Below are 26,222 nucleotides of genomic sequence, written 5' to 3'. Positions count from 1 at the left end.
AAGTAGACCAAGTGAGGTCTACTTTTTTTGTGCGGTTTGATCGTCATCGGCTTTGCTTTTAGTCGTTGGTTCTTCTTCTTTTTTGATGGCGGGTTGTTCTTTTTTTGGAACGGAAGCAAATTTATCGAATAAGCCGTGTAAATCATTTTGGCGATTGACTGTTAAACTCATTGAAATTCCTCTTTTCTTATTTGCATCTATCATACCAGATTATCGTTAATTCGCAAATTTTAAACATTTGTATAAATAAATGTTGCATAAATATTTACGTTAATGTATTATAGAAAACATCGAAGGAGGAGTTAGGATGAATATTAAGAAGAAGTTAATGCTATTGATGTTACCATTAATGCTATTATTAGGGGTGATTATCGGTAATAATCAACCAGTTTCCGCGGCTGGACAGACGGTGAGTCAAGTGCAGGCTAAGAAAACATTAGTTTTAGGAACGAGTCCTGACTATGCACCATATGAATTTTTAGTGAATAAAAACGGCAAAAATAAAATTGTCGGTATGGATATTCAGATTGCTCAAAAATTAGCGGACGATTTAAACGTTAAATTAGTTGTTAAATCGATGGACTTCGATGCGCTATTAGTTGGGCTTGAAACTGGTAAAGTCGATATGGTTATTTCGGCAATGTCACCTACGGATGAACGGGCAAAGAGTGTTGATTTTTCCGACGTTTATTATCTCGGTGGTCAGTCACTTTTAGTTAATAAAGCCGATGCGAAGATTTATAAATCTAAAGATAGCTTTATCGGCAAAAAAGTAGGGGTTCAAACGGGGAGTTTACAACAAACACTCGCTAAGAAACAAATTAAAAATGCCCAGGTTACCGGATTAACTAAGGTGCCCGATTTAGTACTTGCATTAAAGAGTCATAAAATTGACGGAATTGTTGCAGAGGAACCGGTTGCGACCGCTTATGCTAGTAATGATTCAGAATTAGTTCAAATCAACGGTAAATTTGATTTAGGGGCGGATATGCAAGGTTCCGCAATTGCTTTTCCGAAGAATTCACCCTCTTTAGTCTCAGCAGCTAATCAGAGTATCGCCCAAATCAAAAAACAAAAATTAATTCCACAATATCTTAAAAATGCGGGTAAGTTAATGAAAACCAACACGCATAATACTAGCATGTGGCATTATTGGTCTTATTTTGCGAAAGGGATTGGTTATACCTTATTCATTACGATTGTGTCAATTATTATTGGGATTCTGATTGGGGTGATTCTCGCCTTTGCCCGGATTTCGAAGAATAAAGTGAGCCACAGTTTAGCGGTCATGTACATTGAATTCGTACGGGGTACACCATTGATGATTCAAATCATGTTTGTCTATTTCGGGATTGGGTTATGGATCAATATCCCAGCGTTATTGGCTGGTGTGATTGCCGTTTCCTTAAATAGTGCCGCGTATGTTGCTGAAATTATCCGTTCTGGGATTAACGCGATTGACCCAGGTCAAACAGAAGCGTCGAGAAGCTTAGGACTTTCACAGCACGATACAATGCGTTATATTATCCTGCCGCAAGCCTTGAAGAATATTTGGCCGGCATTAGGGAATGAATTTATTTCCTTAATTAAGGAAAGTTCAATCGTCTCCATTATTGGGGTCACGGATTTAATCTATCAATTAAAAGTGGTTCAATCAGCGACTTATAAAGGGGTCGCACCAATCTTCGTTGCGATGATTATATACTTTGTCATAACGTTTAGCCTTTCAAAACTATTAAACTACATCGAAGGGAAGATGCAACATGCTTAAAATCAATCAATTAGTAAAAAAATATGATGATAATTTAGTTTTAAACGGAGTCAGCGGAGATGTTGAAGCGGGCCAAGTAATCGTGGTAATCGGTCCTTCCGGTGGTGGCAAGAGTACCTTACTCCGGTGTTTAAACCGGTTGGAGGAACCAACTAGTGGTCAAATTTTGTTTGAAGACACTGATTTAATGACTTTATCAGAAAAAGAATTAGATCAGATCAGAACCAAAATGGGGATGGTTTTTCAAAATTTCAATCTTTTTCCGAATTTAACGGTCATGGATAATTTACGATTAGCGCCCCAAAAGGTTAAAAAAGAAAGTATTGCCGAAGCGACGAAGCGGGCCGAAGCGTTACTCGAGCGGGTAGGCTTATCCGAAAAAGCCGACGCTTATGTCAATCAGTTGTCCGGGGGCCAGAAGCAACGGATTGCGATTGCCCGTGCCTTGGCGATGTCGCCAGATGTATTGTTATTCGATGAACCAACTTCCGCATTGGATCCCGAAATGGTCGGGGAAGTGTTGAAGGTCATGCAAGATTTAGCGCAAGAAGGCATGACGATGGTCGTCGTGACCCACGAAATGGGCTTCGCGCGTGAAGTGGCAGATGAAGTCTGGTTTATGGCGGATAGTCAAATTGTTGAAAAAGGGACACCGGAAGAATTGTTTGATCACCCGCAAGAACCAAGAACTCAACAGTTCTTAGCACAAATCCTGGCGCAATAGTCGTTAAAGTTGCATTTTAGCCGAAAACACGTAGAATGAAAGAACGAACACTTGTTTTGGATTAAGGAGTGGTGTGTTTTTGGCAAGTGAACATCTTGAACATAAACTAGCGTTATTACCAGCTTTGCCCGGTTGTTATTTAATGAAGGACCTCAATGCCCAAATTATTTATGTCGGGAAAGCTAAAAATTTAAAAAATCGAGTTCGGTCATACTTCAAGAGTAGTCACGAAGGTAAGACCGCCAAATTAGTTTCTGAAATCGTTGACTTTGAAACCATCATTACGTCGACGAATAAGGAAGCTTTTTTGCTGGAAATTACGTTAATTCAAAAACACCAGCCGTATTTTAACATTAAATTAAAACGGGGCACCGGTTATCCGTACATTAAGATTACCAATGAACGTGATCCACAGATAATGATTACCGGTGAGGTTAAAAAAGACGGGGGTTATTATTTTGGCCCCTATCCCGACGTCTATGCCGCTCAGGAAACGTTGCGTTTCTTGCAACGGGTTTATCCATTGAGACGTTGTCAGGGGCATCAGGGCCGGCCTTGCCTGTACTACCACATGGGCCAGTGTCTAGGTGCTTGTTTTAAAGAAGTTCCTGAAAGTCTGTATGCAATCCAAATCAAGGCGATTAAGCGTTTCTTAAACGGTCAAGTCGATCCGGTTAAAAAGAATTTAACGGCGAAGATGACAACGGCGGCTAGCGAGATGCAATTTGAACGGGCAGCTGAACTACGCGACCAATTACACTATATTGAAGCGACCGTCGAGAAACAGAAAATTATCTCGAATGATAATACGCCTCGCGATTTATTTGCCTTTTATGTTGATAAAGGTTGGCTGTCGATTCAAATCTTCTTTATTCGGCAGGCACGGTTAATTCGCCGCGAAAAGCGGCTATTCCCATGTGTTAGTACGCCAGAAGAAGAGTTGGCGACCTTTATCTTACAATGGTATAACCGCAAGAATAACGTTTTACCGCGCGAAATATTAGTGCCCACCGGCGTTGAAAAAGCGGTCTTATCGGATATTCTAAAGGTGCCCATTCGGACTCCGCAACGGGGCGAAAAAAAGGCGTTGCTAGAATTGGCGCAGAAGAATAGTCGTTTAGTTTTGGAAGAAAAGTTTCGGTTACTTGAACTCGATAATCGGCAAACAATTGGCGCCCAGAATGAAATTATGGCGGCGTTAGGATTACCGAACGGTCACGTGATCGAGGCGTTTGATCATTCCCATATCCAGGGGGCTGATCCGGTTTCGGCGCTGGTCACTTTTGTCGATGGTCGCGCTGAAAAGAAGTTATATCGTAAATATAAATTGACGGAAACACCAGAACGCGCCGGGGCCAATGAAGACGCCAATACGCGTGAAGTCATTCGGCGGCGCTATTCGCGGTTATTAAAAGAAGGCAAACCGTTACCTGATTTGATTTTGATGGATGGTGGGATTGTTGAACTCAACGCCGCTAAAGACGTCTTAGTCAACGAATTAGATTTAACCATTCCGATTGCCGGAATGGTTAAAAATAATCACCATCGAACGGCATCACTGTTATACGGCGAAACAGCGGATCAATTGATTGATCTGGATCCAAAGAGCCAAGGTTTCTACTTATTGACCCGGATTCAAGATGAAGTCCATCGATTTGCGATTACTTTTCACCGTCAATTACGAGGTAAGAATTCATTGAGTTCTAAATTAGATGATATTCAAGGCGTCGGTCCGAAAACCCGGACGAAGTTATTAAAAAAATTTGGGTCTTTAAAACACATTAAAGCGGCGACGGTCGACGAGATTGAAGCATTGGGCATTTCAAAAACAGTTGCCCAAACGATTAAATTGTCATTGTGATATTCAAAAAGAAACGACTAGCAGCTGCTTGGTCGTTTCTTTTTGGGTTGTGATTATCTTGATAACTGTGATAGTCTAAAGGTAATTTGGGAGCGGGATGTGACGTTGATGAAAAAACAAGTAGTGAAGAATAGTTTGGGGATTATCCTAGGGGCGTTCATTTATGCCGTGGCAATTAATGATTTCTTAATTCCCCATCAAATTGGGGAAGGTGGCGTCACTGGGCTAACTGCGCTTGGCTACTATGCATTAGCGATTCCACCGGCTTTGACCAACTTTGTCTTGAACGGGATTTTGATTATCATTGGGATTCGTTTCTTAGATAAAATCACGATTGGTTATTCAGTCTGGGCGGTCTTTTGGATTTCTATCTTCTTAAAGTTACCACGTTTAATTCACTATCACACGACGCAAACCTTAATTCCAACGATTATCGGTGGGGTTTTAATGGGGATTGCGATGGCGATTATCATTGACTGTCAGGGCACCATTGCGGGCAGTACGATTCTCGCTAAAATCGTCAACCGTTATTTAGGTATTCCGACTGGTAGTGCGATGTTGTTTTTTGATTTGATTGTTGCGATTCCGTCCGGTTTCATTATTGGATTTCAGAATATGTTATTGACGATTATCGAATTGTATTTATCAGCGGTGATTTTAAACCAACTGCTAGCTCGGTTTGGGGCTAAGCGGGCGGTCACGATTATTTCAGAACAATACGCCCAAATTGCCGCGACGTTATCAAAAGACTATCAACAAGGCATTACGGTGATTGAGGCCAAAGGCTATTATAGTCAAAATAAACGGCCGATGTTGTACGTGATTTGCACGGCGAAACAACTGGCGACAATCGTGCCAACGATTTCGCAGATTGACGCACAAGCCTTAGTAGTGGTTGACGAGGTGCGCAGTGTGCAGGCCGAACAGTTACAACGTTTATTATAAATAAGCTGTGACAGAACTTGTTTATCAATTGAGTATCAAGTTAAAAAATCGCCTATCCCGAATTAAGGATAGACGATTTTTTGATTTGAACGGAAATTGATGAGTTCTGGCACGCGTAGAAGAAGACCGTTCATTTAATATCAGGATACAAAGACTTATGTCATAAGCCTATTAAATTTCTTTAGCAACTGGTCGCCAGAGGCCTAGGATTAAGGCACTGACGAAGGTTCCGATGAGAACGGCTAAGACGAATAATAAACCGTGGTTGGCAAGTGGGGCGACGAAAATACCGCCATGGGGTGCTGGAACGGTAATGCCCCAGAGTTGGGTTAAACCGCCACCGATGGCTGAACCAATCACACTTGAGATAATGACGTGTAAGGGATCAGTTGCGGCGAATGGAATCGCGCCTTCAGTGATGAATGATAGCCCTAAGACATAGTTGGCAAAGGCTTGTTTACGTTCGCTACCGGTAAATTTATTTTTGAATAACGTAGCAGCAACGGCGATGGCCAATGGTGGCACCATTCCACCAGCCATGACAGCAGCCATTAATGAACCGTCTTTAGTGGTCGTGAAGACCCCAATGGCAAAGGTATAGGCTGCCTTGTTGAAGGGGCCACCCATATCGACGGACATCATCCCACCGAGGAGGGCGCCTAAGAGCAAGGCATTACCGGCTCCTAAATGGGTTAGGAAAGTACTTAACCAGAGATTAATTTGTGCGAAGATTGGGTTGACCATGAAGAACATGATAAAGCCGACAATTAGTAACCCGAGGACGGGGAAAATCAGAATTGGTTTTAAACCATCTAAAGTTTGCGGAAGTTTTTTGAAGGCTTTCTTTAAACCAACAATCACCCAACCAGCGATGAAACCAGCCGCTAAACCACCTAAGAAACCAGCAGGACTCTTAGAGGATAGGACGCTGGCTGTGGCTTGGCTGGCCATGTAACCGCCGACAAACCCAGGCATTAAAGCGGGCCGATCGCCAATTGAAATCGCGATATAAGCGGCTAAAACTGGAATAAGGAAGCTAAAGGCGTTATTGCCCAATGAGTTCAAGAAGATAAAAGTGGTTGAGTCGGCGCCAACCGTTTGTTCCAATAGGAATGAGATGGCCATTAAAATCCCACCACCAACGACGAAAGGCAACATATTTGAAACACCATTCATTAAATCTTGATAAACACGATTCCATAATGATTTTTTGTCAGCATCGGCTTCTTGGTTAGTAGCCGCTTCAGTCGCGTGGAAGATAGTGCCTTCTGAATCCAATGTTTTTTGGATCAGTTCTTGCGGTTTCTTAATGCCGTCGATGACGGGCCGGTTTAAGAGATGTTTGCCGTCAAAACGGGGCATTTCTACTTTTTTATCAGCGGCGATAATCACGCCGGTTGCCCGGCTAATCTCGTCGGCGGTTAAGCGGTGTTTGACCCCTTCAGAACCGTTCGTTTCAACTTTGATGTCGATGCCCATCTTAGCGGCGGTTTCTTTCAATGCGGCTTCGGCCATGTAAGTGTGCGCAATTCCGGTTGGGCAAGCAGTAACCGCAACGATGAAGGGTTTTGTGTCATCAGGGGCAACAGCAGTTTGTGCTTGTGCGGCTTCCGCTTCTTGAGCGTCCTCTGCGTCTTTAGCCGCTTGGGCTTTAGCGAAGAGTGCTTGAACGTCGTCAGGTGTTTGGGCTTGTTTTAAATCGGCGACGAGTTGCGGTTTAATCAATAATGATGAAAGGCCGGCGAGTGCTTGTAGATGGGTATTATTCGCACCTTCTGGGGCGGCAATCATGAAGAATAAGTAAACCGGTTGGCCATCAAGTGCGTCGTATTCAACGCCATTTTGACTCTTAGCGAATAAGACGGTCGCACGTTGAACGGCGCTATCTTTCGCGTGGGGCATGGCAATCCCTTCACCAATCCCGGTTGAAGATTGGGCTTCGCGAGCCAGGATGTCTTTGCGATAGAGGGTAGCATCCGTAATGACGCCGGCTGCTTGATATTTAGCAATCATTTCATCAACCGCGCCTTCTTTAGTCGTGGCTTGCAAATCCATGATCATGACGTCTTTTAAAAGTAAGTCTTGGATATTCATAATTGGTCTCCTTTGATGGTTAATTAATCAATTTGGGTGATTTCGATGTGAGGTAATAAGTCGTTGATTTTAACGGTCGTTGCTAAATCTTCTGAGAAAGCTGTGGCGCTACCGCAGGCTAAACTCGTTTTAAAAGCGGCCAAGGCGTCGTGGTGTTGCGAGAATGTCCCGACGAAGCCGGCAATCATTGAATCGCCTGCTCCGACCGAATTAATGACCGTCCCTTTCGGGGTACCACCTAAGTAGGCGTGTTCTGGTGTGATTAGTAAGGCGCCAGCGCCAGCCATTGAGACTAAAACGTGTTGCGCACCCTTGACTAGTAGCTGGCGGCCAGCAGCGATAATCGCTTGATGGTCCGCAAAGGTCGTGTTAAACAATTCCGCTAATTCGTGGTGGTTAGGTTTAATCACGAGGGGCCGATCGGCTAAAGTATCCAGTAACGCTTGACCGGTCGTGTCAATCACAAATTCGGCTTGACGTTCGTGAATTAAAGGCACTAAGTCTTTATAGAATGAAGCGGGGAGGTTAGGGGGCAAGCTCCCCGACATAAAGACGATATCGCCGGGCTTTAATTGAGTGAGTTGTGCTTTGAGCGCGTCAACTGCTGCAGTCGGAATGGCCGGCCCTTGACCGTTAATTTCAGTTTCTTCAACCGCGTCTTTAATTTTAACGTTGATGCGGGTATCAGCGGGGACCTGCGTAAACTGACAATCAACGAGCTCGTTATTGAGTTGTTGTTGAATGAATTCACCGGTAAAACCGCCGATAAAACCGAGCGCCGTACTAGGTAGGTCTAAGGCTGCTAAAATACGAGAGACATTAATCCCTTTACCACCGGGAAGTTTGACGTCTGATTTGACGCGGTTGACTTGGCCGGTAGTTAATTGGTTGAGTTGGATGACGTAATCGATTGATGGATTCGCCGTAATGGTATAAATCACGATAAAACCTCCTGAATATTGGCTTGTTGTTGATAGCGTTGTCGAATAGTTGCCGGTAGTTGATCGGTAATCAGTTGGACTTGTTCTAATTGGGCAAATTTGCTAAAAGAAACGGCTTCAAACTTAGTGTGGTCCGCTAAGACCAGTGTTTGGTTCGCCTGTTGAATCGCAAAGCGTTTGAGCGTGGCTTCTTCGGGATCGGGGGTGGTGAGACCAGCGGCTAAATCGATGCCGTTCGTCCCGAGAATCGCTTGATTAAATTGGAACTGTAGTAAGGCTTCGAGTGCCGCTGCGCCGACCATGGCTTTGGTTTTATTTTTAACCCGACCACCGAGTAAGAAAGTTTGGATCTGATGGTCAGCTAGTAATGAAGCTGTATCAACCCCATTGGTGACCACGGTTAGATTCATTGCGGGGGTCAAATAGGGGATGATGGCCTGAGTTGTCGTGCCGGCATCGAGATAGATGACACAACCGGTTTTAATTTTAGAAGCGGCCAATTGTGCAATTCCAGTTTTCTCATGAACGTTTTTGCTGGTTTTTTCAATTTGTCCCAGTTCTTCTTGCAGGGTATTGATGCGTTTTGCACCGCCATGAATGCGAATCAGTAGTCCTTGTTCTTCTAAAAGTTGAAGATCTCGACGGACAGTTGATTCGGATGTTTTTAATAATTGGCAGAGCGCTTTCATCTTAACGACTTCTTGTTGCTTTAAAAGTTCGATAATTAATTGTTGTCTTTCTTCGGTTAGCATAATGATCTCCTCCGTAAAATCATTATGACATCGTTTTCAAATTAAATCAATCAAAATATTCCAAAAACGTTCAAAAACAATCATTTTTAGAATTAGACCGAAATATTAAATAACAATCGCGAGATGCCATTCGCCTGATTTAACGGGCTAGACCAGTTGTTTAAACAATGTAAGAGCTTTCAAAATCGCTAGTGATATGCTAAGATAATTGTTAACAGGGTGGTATAGCCCAATTATTAGGAGGTTCTATTCATGGGAAAATTAGGCGTTTCGATTTATCCAGAGCGGTTAACATTTGATAAGGATGCGGCCTATTTAGCGTTAGCGCGTCAATACGGGTTCCAACGGGTGTTTACTTCGTTATTAGAAGTGACCGGCGATCAATCAGCGGTCTTAGCTAATTTTAAAAAAGTCGTTGAATATGCGAATCAATTAGGAATGCAAGTCATGATTGATATTAATCCTGGTTTGTTCAAACAACTCAATATTTCATATGATGATTTAAGCTTTTTCCACGACTTAGGGGCTTGGGGCATTCGGTTAGATAACGGCTTCACGGGTGCTGAAGAAGCCAAGATGACGCGTAATCCGTATGACTTAAAAATTGAAATTAATATGAGTCAAGGAACGAGTTACGTTGATAATATTATGAGTTACTCGCCTAAACGGGCCAACTTATTAGGCTGTCATAATTTTTATCCTCATCGTTATTCAGGTTTAGGGGAAGATTTCTTTAAACAATGCACGGCCCAATTTGCCCAATACAATCTGAATACGGCGGCGTTTGTGAATTCACACGAAGCGACTTTCGGACCATGGCCAACGCAAGATGGGTTACCAACGATGGAAGCTGATCGTGATTTGCCAATCGCAACGCAGATGAAACATTATCTATTAATGGATAACATCGACGACATCATTGTCGGGAATGCCTATGCCTCCGAAGCGGAATTAAAGACGATGCAAACGATTTTCAATGCGGAATATCCAGCGATTCAAATCGAAGTGGCGGCGGATATTACGGCTGATGAACGCCAAGTCTTATTTGAAAGTCTCCATAGCTACCGGGGTGATCGTTCAGAATATCTATTGCGGTCGACCATGACCCGCGTGATTTATAAGGATTTACCCTTTGCAGCGCACAATACGATTGATATTCAACGCGGCGATATTTTGATTGATAATGTCGGTTATGGTCAGTATAAAGGCGAAACCCAAATTGCCTTACAAGCGATGCACAATGATGGCCGGGTCAACGTGGTTGGACACATTGCACCAGAAGAACAATTCCTATTAAGTTATTTAAAACCATGGAGTAACTTTAAATTGGTACCGGTTAATCAATAAGTTTTAGGAAAGAATGTGGCGAAATGCCCATTCTTTTTTGCGTTCTGGCGGTTGTCTGTTTACTTTTGGTCTAAATTTCGGTAGTATATAAGGTACTGTTTAGAACAAGAAGGAGTCAAAATAATGTTTGTAGATCAAGTCAAAATTGATGTGAAAGCTGGTAAAGGCGGCGATGGTGCGGTTGCATTTCGTCGTGAAAAGTTTGTGCCACTTGGCGGACCAGCCGGTGGTGATGGTGGTCGTGGCGGTAGTGTCATTTTAGTCGTAGACGAAGGTTTACGAACATTAATGGACTTCCGTTACAAACACCATTTCAAGGCCAATAGCGGTGGGAACGGCCAAAATAAACAAATGTACGGTCACGGGGCAGAGGATACCTTTGTTCAAGTGCCGCCTGGTACAATTGTGCGCGATGCCGATACCCATGAATTATTGGGCGATTTAACTGAAAATGGTCAAAAATTAGTTATCGGTCGCGGCGGCCGTGGCGGTCGTGGTAATATGCGTTTTGCGAATGCTAAAAATAGCGCGCCAGAAGTTGCCGAAAATGGTGAACCTGGTGAAGAACGTAGTATTCAATTAGAATTGAAAGTGTTAGCGGATGTTGGCTTAGTTGGATTCCCATCAGTTGGGAAGTCAACGTTATTGTCAGTCGTAACGAGTGCTAAACCCAAGATTGCCAGCTACCAATTTACAACCTTGGTCCCTAACTTAGGGATGGTGCAATTGGATGATGGCCGCGATTTCGTGCTTGCCGATTTACCCGGTTTAATCGAAGGCGCTTCAGACGGTATTGGTTTAGGAATTCAATTCTTACGCCACGTTGAACGGACGCGCGTTGTCCTTCATTTAGTTGAAATGGACGAACAAACGGGCCGTGATCCTTATGAAGATTACGAACAAATTAATCATGAATTAGAAACCTATGATCCTAAAATTTTAGAACGTCCACAAGTAATTGTCGCGACTAAAATGGATCTACCCGGTTCTGCTGAATTATTAGCTGATTTTAAAGCGAAATTAGCGGCTGCTGGTAATACCCATGAAATTTTTGAAATTTCTAGTATTACCCATCAAGGGGTTCAACCTTTGATGAACAAAACGGCTGATTTATTAGCGGACACTGCTGAATTCCCAATGGGGGATGAAGAAGCAACCGAAGTCCAAAAACTGTATCAATATCAACCAGAGGGTCCTGCTTTTGAAATTGAACAAGACGAAGAAGGTACCTTTATTATTACGGGTGCTAAGGTTGAAAGACTCTTTAAGATGAGTAATTTAACCCATCAAGATGGCGTCATGCGTTTTGCGCGTCAATTGCGTTCAATGGGGATTGATGAAGCCTTACGGGAGGCCGGTGCTCACGATGGTGATTTAGTGGCACTTGATAACTTTACGTTTGAATTTGTTGAATAATACAGTGTGCTGAGTTGCGGGTAGCAACTGAGCATTAACCTAAAATCCCCCAGTTATCTTGATTTTAAGATAATTGGGGGATTTTAGGTTAAGCGGAAGAAGTTGGCTGAGAAGCGCGTTATCGATACACTGACAAAAAAATTATTGAAAATGTAGGCAGTTAACTAAAACATTGCTATAATAAAGTTTATCAGAATACAGAGTGGGTAGAGAAATGGTTGGAAAGAAACGTTTGAAAAACAGCCGGTATATCAGCGGCTTTGATGGGCTACGGGCAATTGGTTTAATCGGGGTTATCTTGTATCATTTGATGCCCTATACCTTTACGGGTGGTTATTTAGGCGTGCCGATTTTTATGGTTGTCTCTGGTTACTTGATTACTGATTTATTGGTCCAAGAGTGGCAGCAGAATAATTGGGTCAATTTGAAGAGTTTTTATGTGCGGCGAATTAAGCGCCTTTATCCAGGATTATTAACCATGTTGCTAGCGACTAGCGCGTACATTACGTTGTTTCAACGGCAATTGTTATACCAGTTACATGAAATGGTCATCACCAATATTTTGTATGTTTATAACTGGTGGCAAATTGGGCATGGTCAATCCTATTTTGACCGGTTTGCCAATAATGAATCACCCTTTACGCATTTATGGACGTTATCAATTGAAGGTCAATTTTACTTAGTTTGGCCGTTTGTCGTGGTTGCTTTAATCGTTGGGATTAAAAAGAAAAACCGAATTGCCCAGATTTTGTTAGGCTTAAGTGTAGTGTCCGCCATTTGGATGGCGATTTTGTATCAGCCCGGCGCTGATCCGAGTCGCTTATATTACGGCACGGATACCCGTGTTTTTTCAATCCTATTAGGTGCAGCCACCGCTTTTGCTTGGCCTTCAACGGCGCTTAAGCAAAAGGTCGTCGCACAACAACGACTATTATTAGACGTTGTCGGGTTAATCAGTGCGGCGCTATTATTGGTTTTAATGTTTAATCTCGATGCCGAAAATGCTTGGGTTTACCGCGGGGGGATGTGGCTATTTAGTGTAATCGTTTGTTTACTAGTGGCCGTGGTGGTCCATCCGGGTTCGGACTGGAATCGCGCATTGACGAATCCAGTTTTTAATTGGTTAGGTAAACGCAGTTATGGGATTTATCTCTATCAATTTCCGGTCATGATTTTTTTTGAAAGTTATTTTAAAAACGTCGCCGATCATCCGATTTTGTATCCGGTGATTGAAGTCGTGATTATTTTTGGGATTACCGAATTATCATACCGGTTGATTGAACAACCACTTGCGCATTATCAATATGCTAAGTTATGGGGGCAATTCCGTCAATTCTGGGCGCATCCAAAATGGAATCGCAAGGTGGGTTTCATGACTGGTCTATCATTGATTGGTTTAATCGCACTAGTCGGGTTAATGCAAGCCCCTAGTCAGGCGGCACCGAATACCCATAAATCTGCGTTGGCGCTCAATATTCAGAAAAACAAAAAAGCAAACGCTAAAAAGAAGGCCGCGTTAATCGCGAAAGCTAAAAAGGCCAAAGGCAAAACGCAGACACCAACAGATCAAGCGGCCGAAGCGGCCGCGAAGAAGAATCCGGTTAATCAGGCGTTTGAAAAATACGGTGTCACTCAAGTGGCTTTGCAAAAAGCTCAAAAATTACCGGTAACGGCGATTGGTGATTCGGTTTTATTAGATGCGAGTGAATCGTTACAACAGGTCTTTCCTAATATGATTGTGGACGCTGCTGTCGGTCGGCAGTTATACAAGAGTACGCCGATTATTAATGATTACGTCCAAAAAGGGGCGATGAGTAGCACCGTTTTAATCAGTTTGGGGACGAATGGTTCCTTTACCGCGGAACAATTAGATCAATTTATGACGGCGATTGGTAGCCAACGCCAAGTTTATTGGTTAAACACCTTCGTACCAACCCGACCTTGGCAAAATGATGTCAATGAAATGTTAAAAGGGGCGGTTAAAAAGTATTCGAACTTAACGGTGATTGATTGGTACGGTCAAGCCAGCAAACATGGTGATTGGTTCTATCAAGATCACGTGCACCCCAACCCAACCGGTGTGAAAGAATACACGGCGATTGTGGCCAAAGCACTGGTTCAAAAATAAATAGTTTGTTATGTAGACAAGGATGGAAGAGTTTAATGGAATTAGAATTTTTAGGAACTGGCGCTGGTGTCCCCGCACGACAACGAAACGTCACAAGTGTTGCATTGAAATTATTGGATGAACGCAATGAAATCTGGCTGTTTGACGTTGGAGAAGCAACGCAACATCAAATTTTAAAGACAACCTTGAAACCACGAAAAGTCAAAAAAATCTTTTTAACGCATTTACACGGTGATCATTTGTTTGGGTTACCCGGCTTCTTATCAAGCCGTTCGTTTCAAGGTGGCGATGAACCTTTAACGATTTACGGCCCAAAAGGTATTGAAGAATATGTGCGAACCAGTTTGAAAATATCTGAGAGTCATTTAACTTATCCGTTGAATTTCGTCGTATTGCCGAATAAAGGCATCTTGTTAGACGATGAAACTTTTCGGGTTGAATGTGCCAAGTTAGATCATCGGATTGCCAGTTATGGGTTCCGGATTATTGAAAAGGACCATCCAGGTGAGTTGCAGGTCGCTAAATTACAGGCAGATAGTGTGCCGGCGGGACCGGTTTATGCCAAGATAAAGAAAGGCGAAACCGTTACGCTAGCTGATGGCCGTCAAATTGACGGCCAAGATTATATCGGTCACGCTCAAAAAGGCCGGATTGTGACCATTATCGGGGATACCCGCAATTGCGAAGCGATTGTGCCATTGGCGGCTAACGCGGATGTGTTAGTTCATGAAAGTACCTTTGGCAAACAAGAACAAAAAATTGCGCATCAATATTATCATTCAACGAATATTAACGCAGCTAAAGTCGCTAAAAAAGCGCAAGTCAACCGCTTACTGTTGACTCATATTTCAGCTCGGTATTTAGGTCAAGCGGTTCGGGAACTACAAAACGATGCGCGGGCGATTTTTAAGAATACAAAGGTTGTTAGCGATTTAGATATTTATGATATCCCATTTCACGGTCGAAAGGATGAATAAACATGGTTAAATTAGCAGATCTACAGGATTTAAAACAAAATGTAATTGTGATTACAGGTGGTTCATCAGGTTTGGGCAAGGCCATTGCCTATGAAGCAGCGAGCCAAGGGGCGGTGATTGTGGTCTTATCCCGGCGTCAAGCCGAGTTGCAAATCGTGCGCGATCAATGCCAAGCGTTATCAGGGCAACCCGCTTATGCTTACCAATTGGATGTCAGCGATCCAGAAATGATTGAACAAGTTGTTGGCCAAATTGAAAATGATATTGGTCGCGTAGATGTGCTAGTCAATGCCGCTGGTTTTGGCCATTTTGAAACAGCGCTTGAAACACCGATGGCAACCGTTGAACAAATGTTTCGAGTCAACGTGTTAGGGTTGATGTATTTAACGCGGGCACTCGGAGCGTTAATGGTCGATCAAGGCGTTGGCCAAATCATTAATATTGCCTCAATGGCGGGTAAAATGGCGACCCAAAAGTCAGCGATTTATTCGGCGACTAAATTTGCCGTGATTGGTTATTCGAACGGTTTACGGCTAGAATTGAAACCATTAGGCGTCCAAGTCACCACGGTCAATCCGGGTCCGATTGATACGGACTTTTTCAAGATTGCCGATCAAACCGGTCAGTATTTAGAAACGGTTGATTGGATTGTGCTTGACCCTGAACGATTAGCGAAACGGATTGTCAGAGCGATTGGTCATCCAAAACGTGAAATTAACGCGCCGTTCTTAATGAGTGCCGCTGCCCAATTATATGATTTAGCCCCTAGTGTGGGTGATTATCTAGCCAGTACGATATTCAATCAAAAGTGAGGAGCATTTAAATGAAAAAACAAGGTCGTTTAATTACTGTTTTAGGACTAGCGTTGATTGTTGTGATTTTTGCCGTATTAAATGTGGCGCCAGTCGCGGTCAACTTTGGTTTTGCCCACGTCCAATGGCCGTTGATTATTGTCATCATCGTCTCATTGTTAATTGGGGCGATCATCACATTCTTGGCCGCTACGGGGAGCACGTTGAGTCAAAAGAAAATGCATAAACAATTAACTCAAGAATTAGCGAAAGCCCAAGCAGAACAAGCCGAAACGGTTCAAAAAGCGGTTGATGCAGCGACTGCAAAGGCGCAAAAGAAGTTTGATCAAGCGTTAGCTGATAAAGAAGCTGAAGTGCATGAATTGCACGCCAAGATTAATCAAATTTCACAAACGAGCGATCATCATAACGCTTAGTTTTAAACAAGCAGCGAGGGCCACCCGATAACCGGGTGTGTGCTCGCTTTTTTTAATTGGACTAAAGTCTGATTTAGAAGCATATCACTTGAATGTTTGACCTATTTTGACTATTATAATAATAGTTAGTTAAACAGCTAACGTTAATTCAAAAATAAACTTAAAAAGGAATGACGTTTATGAATCCAGAACAAATGACTCAGGCAGTTCAAGATGCCATTGCCGAAGCACAAAAAATTGCAATGACCCGGCACCAAACAGAAATCGATATTCCCCATCTCTTTAAATTTTTAATTCAACCGCAACAATTAGGTCAACAGATTTATCAAGAAGCCGGCGTTGATTTAGTCGGTTTAGAGGCCGAAATTGATCGTGAAATTGATGCGATTCCAACAGTTGAAGGTCAAAGTCAATATGGGCAGAATGTTTCGAAAAATCTATACCAAGTTTTAACGGAAGCCGAGAAGTATAAAAAAGAATTTCAAGATGAATATCTATCAACTGAAACACTCATTTTGGGCTTAATGGCGCTTAAATATCAACCATTGGTCCAATATTTAAACCAACAACAAGTGACGTTAAAAACATTGAAAGCAGTTGTGACTAAATTAAGAGGAGGGCAACGAGTGACATCTAAAAATCAAGAAGAGAACTACCAAGCATTAGCGAAATACGGGACGGATTTAGTCAAAGCGGTTCGTTCTGGTAAAATGGATCCAGTGATTGGTCGGGATGAAGAAATTCGCGATGTGATTCGGATTTTATCGCGTAAAACGAAAAATAACCCGGTTCTAATCGGTGAACCAGGGGTTGGTAAAACGGCAATCGTCGAAGGCTTAGCGCAACGAATTGTCCGCAAAGACGTGCCTGAAAATCTTAAGAACAAGACGATTATCTCGTTAGATATGGGGAGCCTGATTGCCGGCGCCAAATATCGTGGTGAATTTGAAGAACGGCTAAAAGCTGTTTTAGCTGAAGTTAAGAAGAGTGAAGGCCAAGTCTTGCTCTTTATTGATGAAATTCATACGATTGTTGGCGCGGGTAAAACTGAAGGCAGCATGGATGCTGGCAATCTATTGAAGCCAATGTTAGCGCGGGGCGAACTCCACATGATTGGGGCGACAACCCTCGATGAATATCGTCAAAATATTGAAAAAGACAAAGCCCTTGAACGGCGTTTCCAAAAAGTCTTGATTCAAGAACCATCCGTTGAAGATACGATTAGTATTTTGCGGGGCTTAAAAGAACGCTTTGAAATCTTCCATGGTGTCCGGATTCATGATAACGCCTTAGTCGCCGCTGCAACGTTGTCGAACCGTTACATTACCGATCGTTTCTTACCAGATAAGGCGATTGATTTGGTCGATGAAGCCAGTGCGAATATCAACGTCGAAATGAATTCACAACCAACTGAACTGGACCAAGCGACGCGTCAACTGATGCAATTAGAAATTGAAGAAGCGGCCTTGAAGAAGGAAACGGATGCCGCTTCCCAAAAACGGTTGGCTGAAACCCAAAAACAATTAGCCGATTTGCGTGAAACCACGAATAGTTTGAAAATGCGGTGGGAAACCGAAAAAGCTGATTTGAATTTAATTAACGATAAAAAGGCGGAAATTGACGCCGCTAAACATGAATTAGAGGACGCACAAAGCAATTATGATCTTGAAAAGGCGGCTAAATTACAACACGGGACGATTCCGCAACTCGAACAAGCGTTAGCCAAGCTTGAACAGGATGAAAAACCAGAGGACTGGATGGTTCAAGAATCAGTCACTGAAAATGAAATTGCCGCAGTCCTTAGTTCACAAACGGGTATTCCAGTCGCTAAATTAGTGGCCGGTGATCGGCAAAAGCTTTTAAAACTGGCGGATCATTTGCATGAACGGGTGGTTGGGCAAGACCAAGCAGTCGATGCGGTCACAGATGCCGTTTTACGGGCGCGTGCTGGCTTACAGAACCCTAGCCGGCCATTGGGCTCATTCTTGTTCCTAGGCCCGACTGGGGTTGGTAAAACGGAATTGGCGAAGGCACTCGCCGAGGACCTATTTGATTCTGAAAAACACATGGTTCGAATTGACATGAGTGAATATATGGAAAAATATTCCGTTTCACGCTTAGTTGGGGCGGCACCAGGATATGTAGGTTATGAAGAAGGCGGCCAACTCACTGAAGCGGTGCGCCGTAATCCGTATACGATTGTCTTGTTAGATGAAATTGAAAAGGCCCATCCGGATGTCTTTAATATCTTATTGCAAGTGTTAGATGATGGCCGTTTAACGGATTCACAAGGTCGCACGGTTGATTTTAAGAATACGATTATCATCATGACGTCTAACCTTGGTTCAGAATTATTATTGGACGGTGTCGATGAACAAGGTCAAATTTCAGAAGTAACGCAAAATCAAGTGCACGCGTTGATTCAAACGAAGTTCAAACCAGAATTTTTAAACCGGATTGATGATACAATTATGTTTACACCGTTGAGCTTACTTGATATTCAACAAATTGTAGTCAAAATGGTCGCTGAATTATCAGAACGATTGGCGGATCAAGATATTACGTTGACGATGTCGGACGCCGCTAAAAGTTGGATTGCCCAAGAAGGGTACGATCCCGCTTTTGGGGCCCGGCCATTACGCCGTTACATCACGAATTACGTTGAAACGCCGTTAGCGAAGAAACTAATTGGTGGCGACATTTTGCCCGATACAACGGTTGAAATTGATTTAAAGGACGATCAATTAGTTTTTAAAGTGTAAATTAACGGTCATTCTCCTTTAGTTCTATGGTATACTGAAAAGAATGGCTATGCTGATGCGATTATCGGATGATTGACTCTGAGGTAAATGATTTGATTTTCATGAAATCACTTGCTCTTATGAGTTAAACATAGTATTATAGAAGTCGCGGACAAAAGTAGTGGGACGGCTGATTAATTTCAACGTCAATTTGGTTAGTTAGGAAAAAGCTTGCTAAATTCCCTGAGTTCGGTATATCATTAATGAATCTAAGATACAAAGGAGTCTGAAAATAATGGCAGTTCCAGCAAGAAGAACATCAAAGACGAAGAAACGTATGCGTCGTGGACATATCAAATTGAACACACCTAACGTACAATTCGATGCAACAAATGGCGAATACCGTGTAAGTCACCGTGTTTCACCAAAAGGCTTTTACAAAGGCGAACAAGTTGTTACACCAAAAGCTAACGACTAATTTCCTTTAAAAAACGATTATCCATATTGGATAATCGTTTTTTTATTGATCAAAAAATGATAAATTAGCCAAAAAAGTTCATTAATATTAGAAAATAATTATAAAACAAAATAATTAGATTAGAAAACAACTAGAGTCATTTACCGCTAACTAAATACACCTTAAAATAGAAAAGGGCATTTAGTATTACGTCCTATTTTGGTTATTAATTATTTAATAGGCAAGCATTAGAAATGAAAGAGGTGTTTTGAGTGGCAGAAAAGAAAAAGACAAGTAAGTTGACGTTAGGGGCACTCATCCTAATGATTTTTACATCAGTTTTTGGGTTTACCAATATCCCACGAGCATTTTACTTAATGGGTTATGCATCAATTTTCTGGTATGTTTTAGCAGCAGTAACCTTCTTCATCCCTTATGCATTTATGTTAGGGGAAATGGGGGCCGCTTTCGGGGAAGCCAAAGGCGGGATTTATTCATGGATGGAGCGATCGGTTAATCCCAAGTTCGCTTTCGTAGGGACTTTCATGTGGTTTGCGTCTTACGTTATTTGGATGGTCAGTGTCGGTAATGGGATTTGGGTGCCATTATCAAACGCGATTTTCGGGGTTGATAAGACGCAGAGTTGGTCAATCTTTGGTTTGACTAACGGGGTTCAAACGTTAGGAATTTTAGCAATTCTTTGGATCATCGTGATTACCTTTGTCACTTCTAAAGGGCTAGATAAAATCAAAAAAGTATCTAGCATCGGCGGGACGGCGATTACCTTGATTAACGTCATCTTATTCTTAGGTGGCATGTTAATTCTAGTGCTCAATAAAGGCGTTATGGCGCAACCAATCACGGCCCATGCCTTTTTCCAATCACCAAATGCAAGTTATGCGTCGATGATTCAAGTTTTTAGTTTCGTCGTCTTCGCAATCTTCGCTTATGGTGGTTTGGAAGTCGTTGGTGGGTTAGTTGATGAAACTGAAAATGCGAAAGTCAACTTCCCTAAAGGGCTTGCTATTTCAGCCATCGTGATTGCGATTGGTTACGCCCTCGGAATTTTCATGATGGGGACCTTTACCAATTGGGACTTCACTTTTGCTGCTCATAGTGGTTTTGCGAAAGCAACTGGTTCAACAGCCGAAGTCACGTTAGGCAATGTGGCTTATGTTGCGATGAATAACATGGGTTATCAATTAGGGTTAGCTTTAAACTTAAGCCAACACGCCGCGATTCAAGTCGGTGTTTGGTTAAGTCGTTACATGGGCTTATCAATGTTCTTAGCCCTTTCTGGAGCGTTCTTCACATTGATTTTTTCACCTTTGAAGACGATGATTGAAGGCACACCCGCTGAATTATGGCCTAAGTCATTTGCTAAGAAAAATAAACATAATATGCCAGTTAACGCGATGAAGGTTCAAGCAGCCATCGTGATTGTCATTATCGCCTTTGTCGCTTTTGGTGGTAAGAGTGCTTCTAAATTCTTCGATATTTTAACGGCGATGACCAACGTCTCAATGACAATTCCGTATATGTTTGTGGCTTTTGCTTTCTTTGGTTTTAAAAAAGACGATTCAATCGAAAAACCATTTACAATTTATAAGGGCAAAACTTTCTACAAGTTTTGTGTCAGTATGGTATTATTCACAATTGGATTTGCCAATGTTTTCAATGTTATTGAACCATTGACTCGAGGCAAGAAGTTACCGAATGGCATGTCAATTTGGTCAGGTAATGGCATTGTTACTTATTTCAATCATTTACCAGTTGGCAGTGTCAAACAAACCTTATGGTCAATTGCAGGACCGGTTTTCTTTACGATTGTCGCACTATTGATGTTTAACCGTTACGAGAAAAAAATGAAACTTAAAGCTTAATTTAAAAAAATAAGTGCGTTGAGTTGCGGGTAGCAACCGAGCATTAACCTAAAATCCCCCAGTTATCTTGATTTTAAGATAATTGGGGGATTTTAGATTAAGCGGAAGTTCATGCCTTCTGGTGCACGTCAAAGAAGACGGTGCATTTAATATCAGAATACTGGGAGTTATGCCACAGCTTTTTTATGTTTAAAATATGACAACTCGTCATTAATCCTTGAAAAAGTCAGTTAAAAAGGGTACGCTGAACAAGCTAATCTATAAGATGAAAAGGTGACGAGAAATGAAAAAGACAATACTAGCAATCGCTAGTTTAGGGTTACTGGGTGTACTAGCAGGTTGCGGTCAAGCGCAATTAACGACTAGTAAAACAAATTATCAACAAAACGGGATGGTCGCTGTGGTCAAAGGGACCGCGGCTAAAAAGGCAACGTTAACGTATCAAATTGATCAAGCTAAAGCCAAAAAAGTAACGGTTAAAAGCGGGACTTATGTCATTCAAGTGCCTGCAACCACTCAAAAACAAACGGTGACAATCAAGGCGAAGACGGCTCAAAAAACAACGACCAAAAAAGTAACGGTCGCGGCGGGTAAAACGTTAGGCGATTATCGAACAGTCGTTGGGACCTATAATCAAGCGTTAGTTGGCATGGCGCTTTCTAAGGACGACCAAGCTAAAGCGCAATCACTTCAAAAACAAACACAAGCGCTTAAAGCTGATCAAGCTACGGCTGATCAGTTGGTCGAGTTACAAACGACGCAACAAGCCGTTCAAGCTGCCATGATTAAAGCCCAACAAAAACAATCTAAACAATTGTTACCAACTAAAGTTGATGATGGTGTACAACAATTGATTAAGACTAAAAACACAACGATTCGGGCCAACGTTCAAGATGATCAGATTCTAGGATTGACCTTGATTGCGCCGGTTAAAGCGTTGAAGAATAAAGCAGCCCTTAAAGATTTTGGGATTAGTTTTACGTTATTGGCTAAAGCAACTGGGGCCGATGCGACTAAAGTGATGCATGAATTTGAACAATTCACTAAGAAGAGTCAAGAAGATAACCAAACAACGATGAAGACGATTCATTCGAACGGGGTTAACTTTAACACTGGCTTTTCTGCCAGTGATTTATACATCTACATTACGAAATAAAATAAATAAAGCGCCCCATAATCCCGTTTTGCGGATTATGGGGCGCTTTATTAGTTAAGCTTAATCAATGATTAAGCGATTTTTTTAGGTAAAACAAGTGGTAATAGGTTCAAGATTAATCCGAACAAGACGGAAACGATTAGTGTTGTTTGCACGCTAAAGTCTGTTTTGTCTAATTTAGAACCGATAAAACCAAGGACGAATCCAAAAATGAGTGTCCAGATGAGGTTCATAACGTATTTCATGGTTGGCCTTCTTTCTTTGATACAATTCTATGATATTGTAACACGTTTTGGAAAGAGATTCATTCGAAATAATTTGGTATACTAGAATTATTCAAAAAAGACGCAGTAGAAAGAAGGAGCGTTTAATGACGTTTGTTCAGTTACAAGTTAAAAGCACTTATACGCTCTTAGAAAGCACGACTAAAGTGGTTGATTTGGTGCAAGCGGCTAAGGAGCAGGGCTATCAAAGCTTAGCGTTGACCGATACGAATGTGGTTTACGGCCTAGTTGATTTTTATAAAGCAGCCAAAGCGGCCGACATCCAACCGCTACTCGGTTTAACGATTGAAGTTGGTGGACTGCAGCAGCTCGAAGAACGTTTTCCACTTATTTTGATAGCCAAAGATCAAGTGGGTTATCAACATCTTTTACAAATTTCATCGCAAATCATGTGTCAAACTGAAATCGTTAGTTTTGAAGGCATTCAAAAATTATTGAGTCATTTAATCGTGATCACGCCAGCCCAAAAAAGTGAAGTCGTCCGCTTGTTATTACAAGACGCCGACCAACAAGCACAAGCCTATTTAGCCCAATTAAAGGCGGCAGTTGATACCGATAGTCTTTATTTAGGGATTAGTGCTAAGCAGGCTGGTAGTCCACAACGGACGGGTTTAATCGCGCTGAGTCAAGTCAGTCAAGTGCCATTAGTGGCGCTAGGTGATGTTCGTTACTTGCAACCAACAGACGCTTTTTCAGTTCAAGTGTTGCAACACATCAAAGCGGGGACGCAAATTAATTTACAAACGATTGGTCAGGAGCAACAAGGGGGCTATTATCTGCAGAGTGCGCCGCAGATTACCGCTGAATTTGAAGCGTTAGCGTTAGCTGGAGCAGTCCAAAATACGCAAACCATCGCGGCGGCTTGTCAGGTTGAATTAACCTTCAAACGGGCCCAACTCCCTCGATTTAAAACGCCGCAGCAAGAATCCGCGAATGATTATTTAGAAACGCAAAGTCAAAGTGGCTTGGCGGCGCGATTTGCAGGAAAGTCAGTACCGGCTGAATACCAAACACGGTTACAATACGAGCTCAAGGTCATTTTCGAGATGGGTTTTGCCGACTATTTCTTGATTGTAGCCGACGTCATGGTACACGCGCATCAACAACAGATTATGACTGGACCAGGTCGGGGATCAGCAGCGGGTTCATTAGTGGCTTATGCATTAGCAATTACCGATGTCGATCCCATTCAGTACCAACTGCTGTTTGAACGATTCTTAAACCCGAACCGCGCGAATATGCCGGATATTGATTTAGATATTCCGGATAATCGCCGTGATGAAGTCTTGGATTACGTTTATCAGAAATACGGCTATAATCATATGGCCCAGATTATCACCTTTGGGACCTTGGCGGCGAAGATGGCCTTGCGCGACGTCGGCCGAGTTTTCGGGCTCAGTCAATTTGAAATGAGTAGTTGGTCTAAGGCAATTCCGAATGTCTTAAAAATCAGTCTACAAGAAGCCTATCAACAGTCGCAAGTCTTACAAAATTTGGTCGCCGATAGTCAACAAAATCGGTTGTTATTTGAAACGGCTCAGCGAATTGAAGGTCTACCGCGGCATTATTCAACGCATGCGGCCGGGATTGTGTTAAGTCAAGCACCGTTGACCGATACCGTGGCGCTTCAAAGTGGTGGGGACGCGATTGAACTCACCCAATTTCCGATGGGCAATGTTGAAGAATTGGGTCTGTTGAAAATCGATTTCTTAGGCTTGCGTAACTTGGGGATTTTAGCCAATATCGTTAAGCTAGTGAGTCAACAAACGGGACAACCATTTGACCCCCACCAAATACCATTGGACGATCAAGCAACCTTGACGCTCTTTCAACAAGGGGATACTAACGGAATTTTCCAATTTGAATCGGCTGGGATTAAAAATGTCTTACGTCGGTTGAAACCAACTTCGTTTGAAGATATTGTTGCGACGGATGCGTTGTATCGACCAGGACCAATGGAGAATATCGACACATTTATTGCACGGAAAAATGGTCAGGAACCGGTGACCTACCCAGATGACTCGCTAGCGACGATTCTAGCACCAACCTATGGCATTATTGTCTATCAAGAACAAGTCATGCAAGCGGCTTCTGAGATGGGCGGTTTTACGTTAGGGGAAGCCGATTTACTACGGCGGGCGATGAGTAAAAAGAAAAAAGCGGTAATCGACGCTAACCGGACTAAATTCATTCAAGGCGCGCTTGAGCGGGGCCATACTGAAGCCGTTGCGACCAAGGTATACGACTATATTGAACGGTTTGCTAATTATGGCTTTAACCGCTCACACGCGGTCGCTTACAGTAAGATTGCGTATTGGTTAGCTTATTTAAAAGTCCATTATCCAGCAGCCTTTTTTGCGGCCTTGTTGAATGCGGTGTTGAACCAATCGACTAAGACTAAAACCTATCTCACCGAAGCGAAGAAACGGCAGATTACGGTTCGGCCACCGGATATCAACCGGAGTCAACGGTATTTTAAATTGGATGATGATGGCATTATATTCGGTTTGTATAGTATCAAAGGGCTACGTCGCGATTTTGTTGTATCGATGTTGACGGAACGCCAAACCAACGGTCCGTATCAATCGTTGTTACAATTTTTACAACGAATCGATCGTAAATTTTTAAAGTCGGATAATTTGACGGCGCTGATTTACAGTGGTGCGTTTGACGGGTTTAACGCGAATCGGAATCAATTGTTGACAAATCTACCAGATTTATTAGACAGTATCCAATTGGCGGGCGATAGCTTGGATTTATTCGAAGTCCTCGCGCCCAAACCTAAAGATGTGCCGAATTTAACGTTGACTGAACGACTCGATAAAGAAGCAGAGTATTTAGGCGCCTATCTATCGGGGCACCCCGTCGAAAAATACGAACGGACGCGACGGTATTATCACATTCCAGCAATCAGTGAACTCCACGCTGGTCAGAATGTGCGGTTGGTCCTCTTCATTCGGCGCATCAAAGTGATTCGGACTAAAAAAGGCGATCAGATGGCGTTTGTCACCGGGCAAGATGCGACGGGGGAGATTAGTATCACGATCTTTGCGAATCTCTATCAACAAGTCGCAAGTTGGTTAGCGACGGAACAAGTGTTGCTGGTGACCGGGAAGATTGAAGAACGGCGCGAGTTGCAAATCGTTGCCAATCAGATCCAACTAGCGGATGACGTTCAAAAGGGCTTGCCCAAAGCCACGTTGTATTTACGGGTCCAAACCGCGTTGACGATTGACCAGGAACGACAGCTATATCGGTTGTTGGAACAGCAGCCCGGTCAGGTGCCCGTTATCTTGTATAATGCCGCGACGAAACAATCAATTTTGTTGAAAGAACATTATTGGGTGAATGGTAACTCGTCATTAACGACGGCGCTTACAAGCCTATTAGGAACGGGAAACGCTATTTTAAAAGGCTTTTTAGAATCATAAAATGAAAACATCTTTCGGAAAAAGTTCGCAAAATACAAGACTTCTTTTCTGAAAAGTGATACTATATTAGTGACTTTGAAATGACC

General features: G+C 42.6%; 20 protein-coding genes. 15 read left to right on the top strand and 5 right to left on the bottom strand.

Annotated features, from left to right (window positions below):
• Positions 1–18: 18 nt before the first annotated feature.
• Positions 19–171 (bottom strand): SPJ_0845 family protein, encoded by a 153-nt coding sequence (locus ACVPPQ_RS10710; RefSeq protein WP_463494647.1) that lies wholly within the window; start codon positions 169–171, stop codon positions 19–21.
• Positions 172–307: 136 nt separating this feature from the next.
• Here ACVPPQ_RS10710 and ACVPPQ_RS10705 point away from each other — a divergent pair, with 136 nt between their 5' ends.
• From ACVPPQ_RS10705 to ACVPPQ_RS10690, 4 genes are all read left to right on the top strand, one after another.
• Positions 308–1,771, top strand: a complete 1,464-nt coding sequence (locus ACVPPQ_RS10705; RefSeq protein ID WP_463494645.1) for an ABC transporter substrate-binding protein/permease — start codon at positions 308–310, stop codon at positions 1,769–1,771.
• The gene (locus tag ACVPPQ_RS10700) at positions 1,764–2,495 is read left to right on the top strand and encodes an amino acid ABC transporter ATP-binding protein (RefSeq protein ID WP_463494643.1); all 732 of its coding nucleotides are present in this window, start codon (positions 1,764–1,766) and stop codon (positions 2,493–2,495) included. The genes ACVPPQ_RS10705 and ACVPPQ_RS10700 overlap by 8 nt, the downstream gene beginning before the upstream one ends.
• A gap of 79 nt (positions 2,496–2,574) precedes the next feature.
• Positions 2,575–4,356 carry an excinuclease ABC subunit UvrC gene (gene uvrC, locus ACVPPQ_RS10695; protein ID WP_463494641.1) on the top strand — a complete coding sequence of 594 codons (1,782 nt, stop codon included), beginning with the start codon at positions 2,575–2,577 and terminating at the stop codon, positions 4,354–4,356.
• 108 nt (positions 4,357–4,464) lie between these two features.
• Positions 4,465–5,301 (top strand): YitT family protein, encoded by an 837-nt coding sequence (locus ACVPPQ_RS10690; RefSeq protein ID WP_463494639.1) that lies wholly within the window; start codon positions 4,465–4,467, stop codon positions 5,299–5,301.
• A 171-nt stretch (positions 5,302–5,472) separates the two neighbouring features.
• Here the strand turns inward: ACVPPQ_RS10690 and ACVPPQ_RS10685 are convergent, their stop codons facing one another.
• From ACVPPQ_RS10685 to ACVPPQ_RS10675, 3 genes are read right to left on the bottom strand one after another with little or no spacing between them, the layout of a single operon-like run.
• Positions 5,473–7,395, bottom strand: a complete 1,923-nt coding sequence (locus tag ACVPPQ_RS10685; RefSeq protein ID WP_463494637.1) for a PTS fructose transporter subunit IIABC — start codon at positions 7,393–7,395, stop codon at positions 5,473–5,475.
• 23 nt (positions 7,396–7,418) lie between these two features.
• Positions 7,419–8,336, bottom strand: a complete 918-nt coding sequence (gene pfkB, locus ACVPPQ_RS10680; protein WP_463494635.1) for a 1-phosphofructokinase — start codon at positions 8,334–8,336, stop codon at positions 7,419–7,421.
• Complete coding sequence (locus tag ACVPPQ_RS10675; RefSeq protein ID WP_025082365.1) at positions 8,333–9,088, bottom strand: DeoR/GlpR family DNA-binding transcription regulator; 756 nt, start codon at positions 9,086–9,088, stop codon at positions 8,333–8,335. The genes pfkB and ACVPPQ_RS10675 overlap by 4 nt, the downstream gene beginning before the upstream one ends.
• Before the next feature lie 252 nt (positions 9,089–9,340).
• Between ACVPPQ_RS10675 and ACVPPQ_RS10670 the strand changes: the two genes are divergently transcribed.
• From ACVPPQ_RS10670 to ACVPPQ_RS10625, 10 genes are all read left to right on the top strand, one after another.
• Positions 9,341–10,435: a DUF871 domain-containing protein gene (locus ACVPPQ_RS10670; RefSeq protein ID WP_463494633.1), complete on the top strand. Its 1,095-nt coding sequence runs from the start codon at positions 9,341–9,343 to the stop codon at positions 10,433–10,435.
• Positions 10,436–10,558: 123 nt separating this feature from the next.
• Positions 10,559–11,851 carry a GTPase ObgE gene (gene obgE, locus ACVPPQ_RS10665; RefSeq protein ID WP_463494632.1) on the top strand — a complete coding sequence of 431 codons (1,293 nt, stop codon included), beginning with the start codon at positions 10,559–10,561 and terminating at the stop codon, positions 11,849–11,851.
• Between the two features lie 214 nt (positions 11,852–12,065).
• The gene (locus tag ACVPPQ_RS10660) at positions 12,066–13,979 is read left to right on the top strand and encodes an acyltransferase family protein (protein WP_463494630.1); all 1,914 of its coding nucleotides are present in this window, start codon (positions 12,066–12,068) and stop codon (positions 13,977–13,979) included.
• A gap of 35 nt (positions 13,980–14,014) precedes the next feature.
• The gene (rnz, locus tag ACVPPQ_RS10655) at positions 14,015–14,956 is read left to right on the top strand and encodes a ribonuclease Z (protein WP_463494628.1); all 942 of its coding nucleotides are present in this window, start codon (positions 14,015–14,017) and stop codon (positions 14,954–14,956) included.
• Positions 14,957–14,958: 2 nt separating this feature from the next.
• Entirely contained in the window at positions 14,959–15,768 is an 810-nt protein-coding gene (locus ACVPPQ_RS10650; protein ID WP_463494626.1) for an SDR family NAD(P)-dependent oxidoreductase, read from the top strand.
• Between the two features lie 11 nt (positions 15,769–15,779).
• Positions 15,780–16,184 (top strand): LapA family protein, encoded by a 405-nt coding sequence (locus ACVPPQ_RS10645; protein WP_463494624.1) that lies wholly within the window; start codon positions 15,780–15,782, stop codon positions 16,182–16,184.
• A gap of 179 nt (positions 16,185–16,363) precedes the next feature.
• Complete coding sequence (clpB, locus tag ACVPPQ_RS10640; RefSeq protein ID WP_463494622.1) at positions 16,364–18,946, top strand: ATP-dependent chaperone ClpB; 2,583 nt, start codon at positions 16,364–16,366, stop codon at positions 18,944–18,946.
• Between the two features lie 274 nt (positions 18,947–19,220).
• Positions 19,221–19,403, top strand: coding sequence for a 50S ribosomal protein L32 (gene rpmF / locus ACVPPQ_RS10635; protein WP_004270395.1), 183 nt, complete (start codon positions 19,221–19,223; stop codon positions 19,401–19,403).
• A 251-nt stretch (positions 19,404–19,654) separates the two neighbouring features.
• The gene (gene yjeM / locus ACVPPQ_RS10630) at positions 19,655–21,265 is read left to right on the top strand and encodes a glutamate/gamma-aminobutyrate family transporter YjeM (protein ID WP_463494618.1); all 1,611 of its coding nucleotides are present in this window, start codon (positions 19,655–19,657) and stop codon (positions 21,263–21,265) included.
• 283 nt (positions 21,266–21,548) lie between these two features.
• Positions 21,549–22,421, top strand: a complete 873-nt coding sequence (locus tag ACVPPQ_RS10625; RefSeq protein ID WP_463494616.1) for a hypothetical protein — start codon at positions 21,549–21,551, stop codon at positions 22,419–22,421.
• 71 nt (positions 22,422–22,492) lie between these two features.
• Here ACVPPQ_RS10625 and ACVPPQ_RS10620 read toward each other — a convergent pair whose 3' ends face one another.
• Positions 22,493–22,666, bottom strand: coding sequence for a YjzD family protein (locus tag ACVPPQ_RS10620; protein ID WP_025082358.1), 174 nt, complete (start codon positions 22,664–22,666; stop codon positions 22,493–22,495).
• Between the two features lie 125 nt (positions 22,667–22,791).
• Here ACVPPQ_RS10620 and dnaE point away from each other — a divergent pair, with 125 nt between their 5' ends.
• A complete protein-coding gene (gene dnaE, locus ACVPPQ_RS10615) occupies positions 22,792–26,136 on the top strand; it encodes a DNA polymerase III subunit alpha (protein ID WP_463494614.1) in 3,345 nt (1,114 codons plus the stop codon).
• Positions 26,137–26,222: the final 86 nt, after the last annotated feature.

This window comes from Latilactobacillus parafuchuensis (assembly GCF_055271665.1).
Note: the sequence above shows the minus strand (reverse complement) of the source record. Positions and strands in the feature narration are given on the sequence as shown.

What these genes read in the sequence shown, in the direction of transcription:
- ACVPPQ_RS10690 (WP_463494639.1), top strand. Translation starts at nt 4,465, where the DNA reads ATGAAAAAACAAGTAGTGAAGAATAGTTTGGGGATTATCCTAGGGGCG.
- ACVPPQ_RS10705 (WP_463494645.1), top strand. Translation starts at nt 308, where the DNA reads ATGAATATTAAGAAGAAGTTAATGCTATTGATGTTACCATTAATGCTA.
- ACVPPQ_RS10650 (WP_463494626.1), top strand. Translation starts at nt 14,959, where the DNA reads ATGGTTAAATTAGCAGATCTACAGGATTTAAAACAAAATGTAATTGTG.
- ACVPPQ_RS10625 (WP_463494616.1), top strand. Translation starts at nt 21,549, where the DNA reads ATGAAAAAGACAATACTAGCAATCGCTAGTTTAGGGTTACTGGGTGTA.
- ACVPPQ_RS10645 (WP_463494624.1), top strand. Translation starts at nt 15,780, where the DNA reads ATGAAAAAACAAGGTCGTTTAATTACTGTTTTAGGACTAGCGTTGATT.
- rnz (WP_463494628.1), top strand. Translation starts at nt 14,015, where the DNA reads ATGGAATTAGAATTTTTAGGAACTGGCGCTGGTGTCCCCGCACGACAA.
- ACVPPQ_RS10710 (WP_463494647.1), bottom strand. Translation starts at nt 171, where the DNA reads ATGAGTTTAACAGTCAATCGCCAAAATGATTTACACGGCTTATTCGAT.
- ACVPPQ_RS10700 (WP_463494643.1), top strand. Translation starts at nt 1,764, where the DNA reads ATGCTTAAAATCAATCAATTAGTAAAAAAATATGATGATAATTTAGTT.
- ACVPPQ_RS10685 (WP_463494637.1), bottom strand. Translation starts at nt 7,395, where the DNA reads ATGAATATCCAAGACTTACTTTTAAAAGACGTCATGATCATGGATTTG.
- ACVPPQ_RS10620 (WP_025082358.1), bottom strand. Translation starts at nt 22,666, where the DNA reads ATGAAATACGTTATGAACCTCATCTGGACACTCATTTTTGGATTCGTC.
- dnaE (WP_463494614.1), top strand. Translation starts at nt 22,792, where the DNA reads ATGACGTTTGTTCAGTTACAAGTTAAAAGCACTTATACGCTCTTAGAA.
- ACVPPQ_RS10675 (WP_025082365.1), bottom strand. Translation starts at nt 9,088, where the DNA reads ATGCTAACCGAAGAAAGACAACAATTAATTATCGAACTTTTAAAGCAA.
- ACVPPQ_RS10660 (WP_463494630.1), top strand. Translation starts at nt 12,066, where the DNA reads ATGGTTGGAAAGAAACGTTTGAAAAACAGCCGGTATATCAGCGGCTTT.
- rpmF (WP_004270395.1), top strand. Translation starts at nt 19,221, where the DNA reads ATGGCAGTTCCAGCAAGAAGAACATCAAAGACGAAGAAACGTATGCGT.
- obgE (WP_463494632.1), top strand. Translation starts at nt 10,559, where the DNA reads ATGTTTGTAGATCAAGTCAAAATTGATGTGAAAGCTGGTAAAGGCGGC.
- ACVPPQ_RS10670 (WP_463494633.1), top strand. Translation starts at nt 9,341, where the DNA reads ATGGGAAAATTAGGCGTTTCGATTTATCCAGAGCGGTTAACATTTGAT.
- clpB (WP_463494622.1), top strand. Translation starts at nt 16,364, where the DNA reads ATGAATCCAGAACAAATGACTCAGGCAGTTCAAGATGCCATTGCCGAA.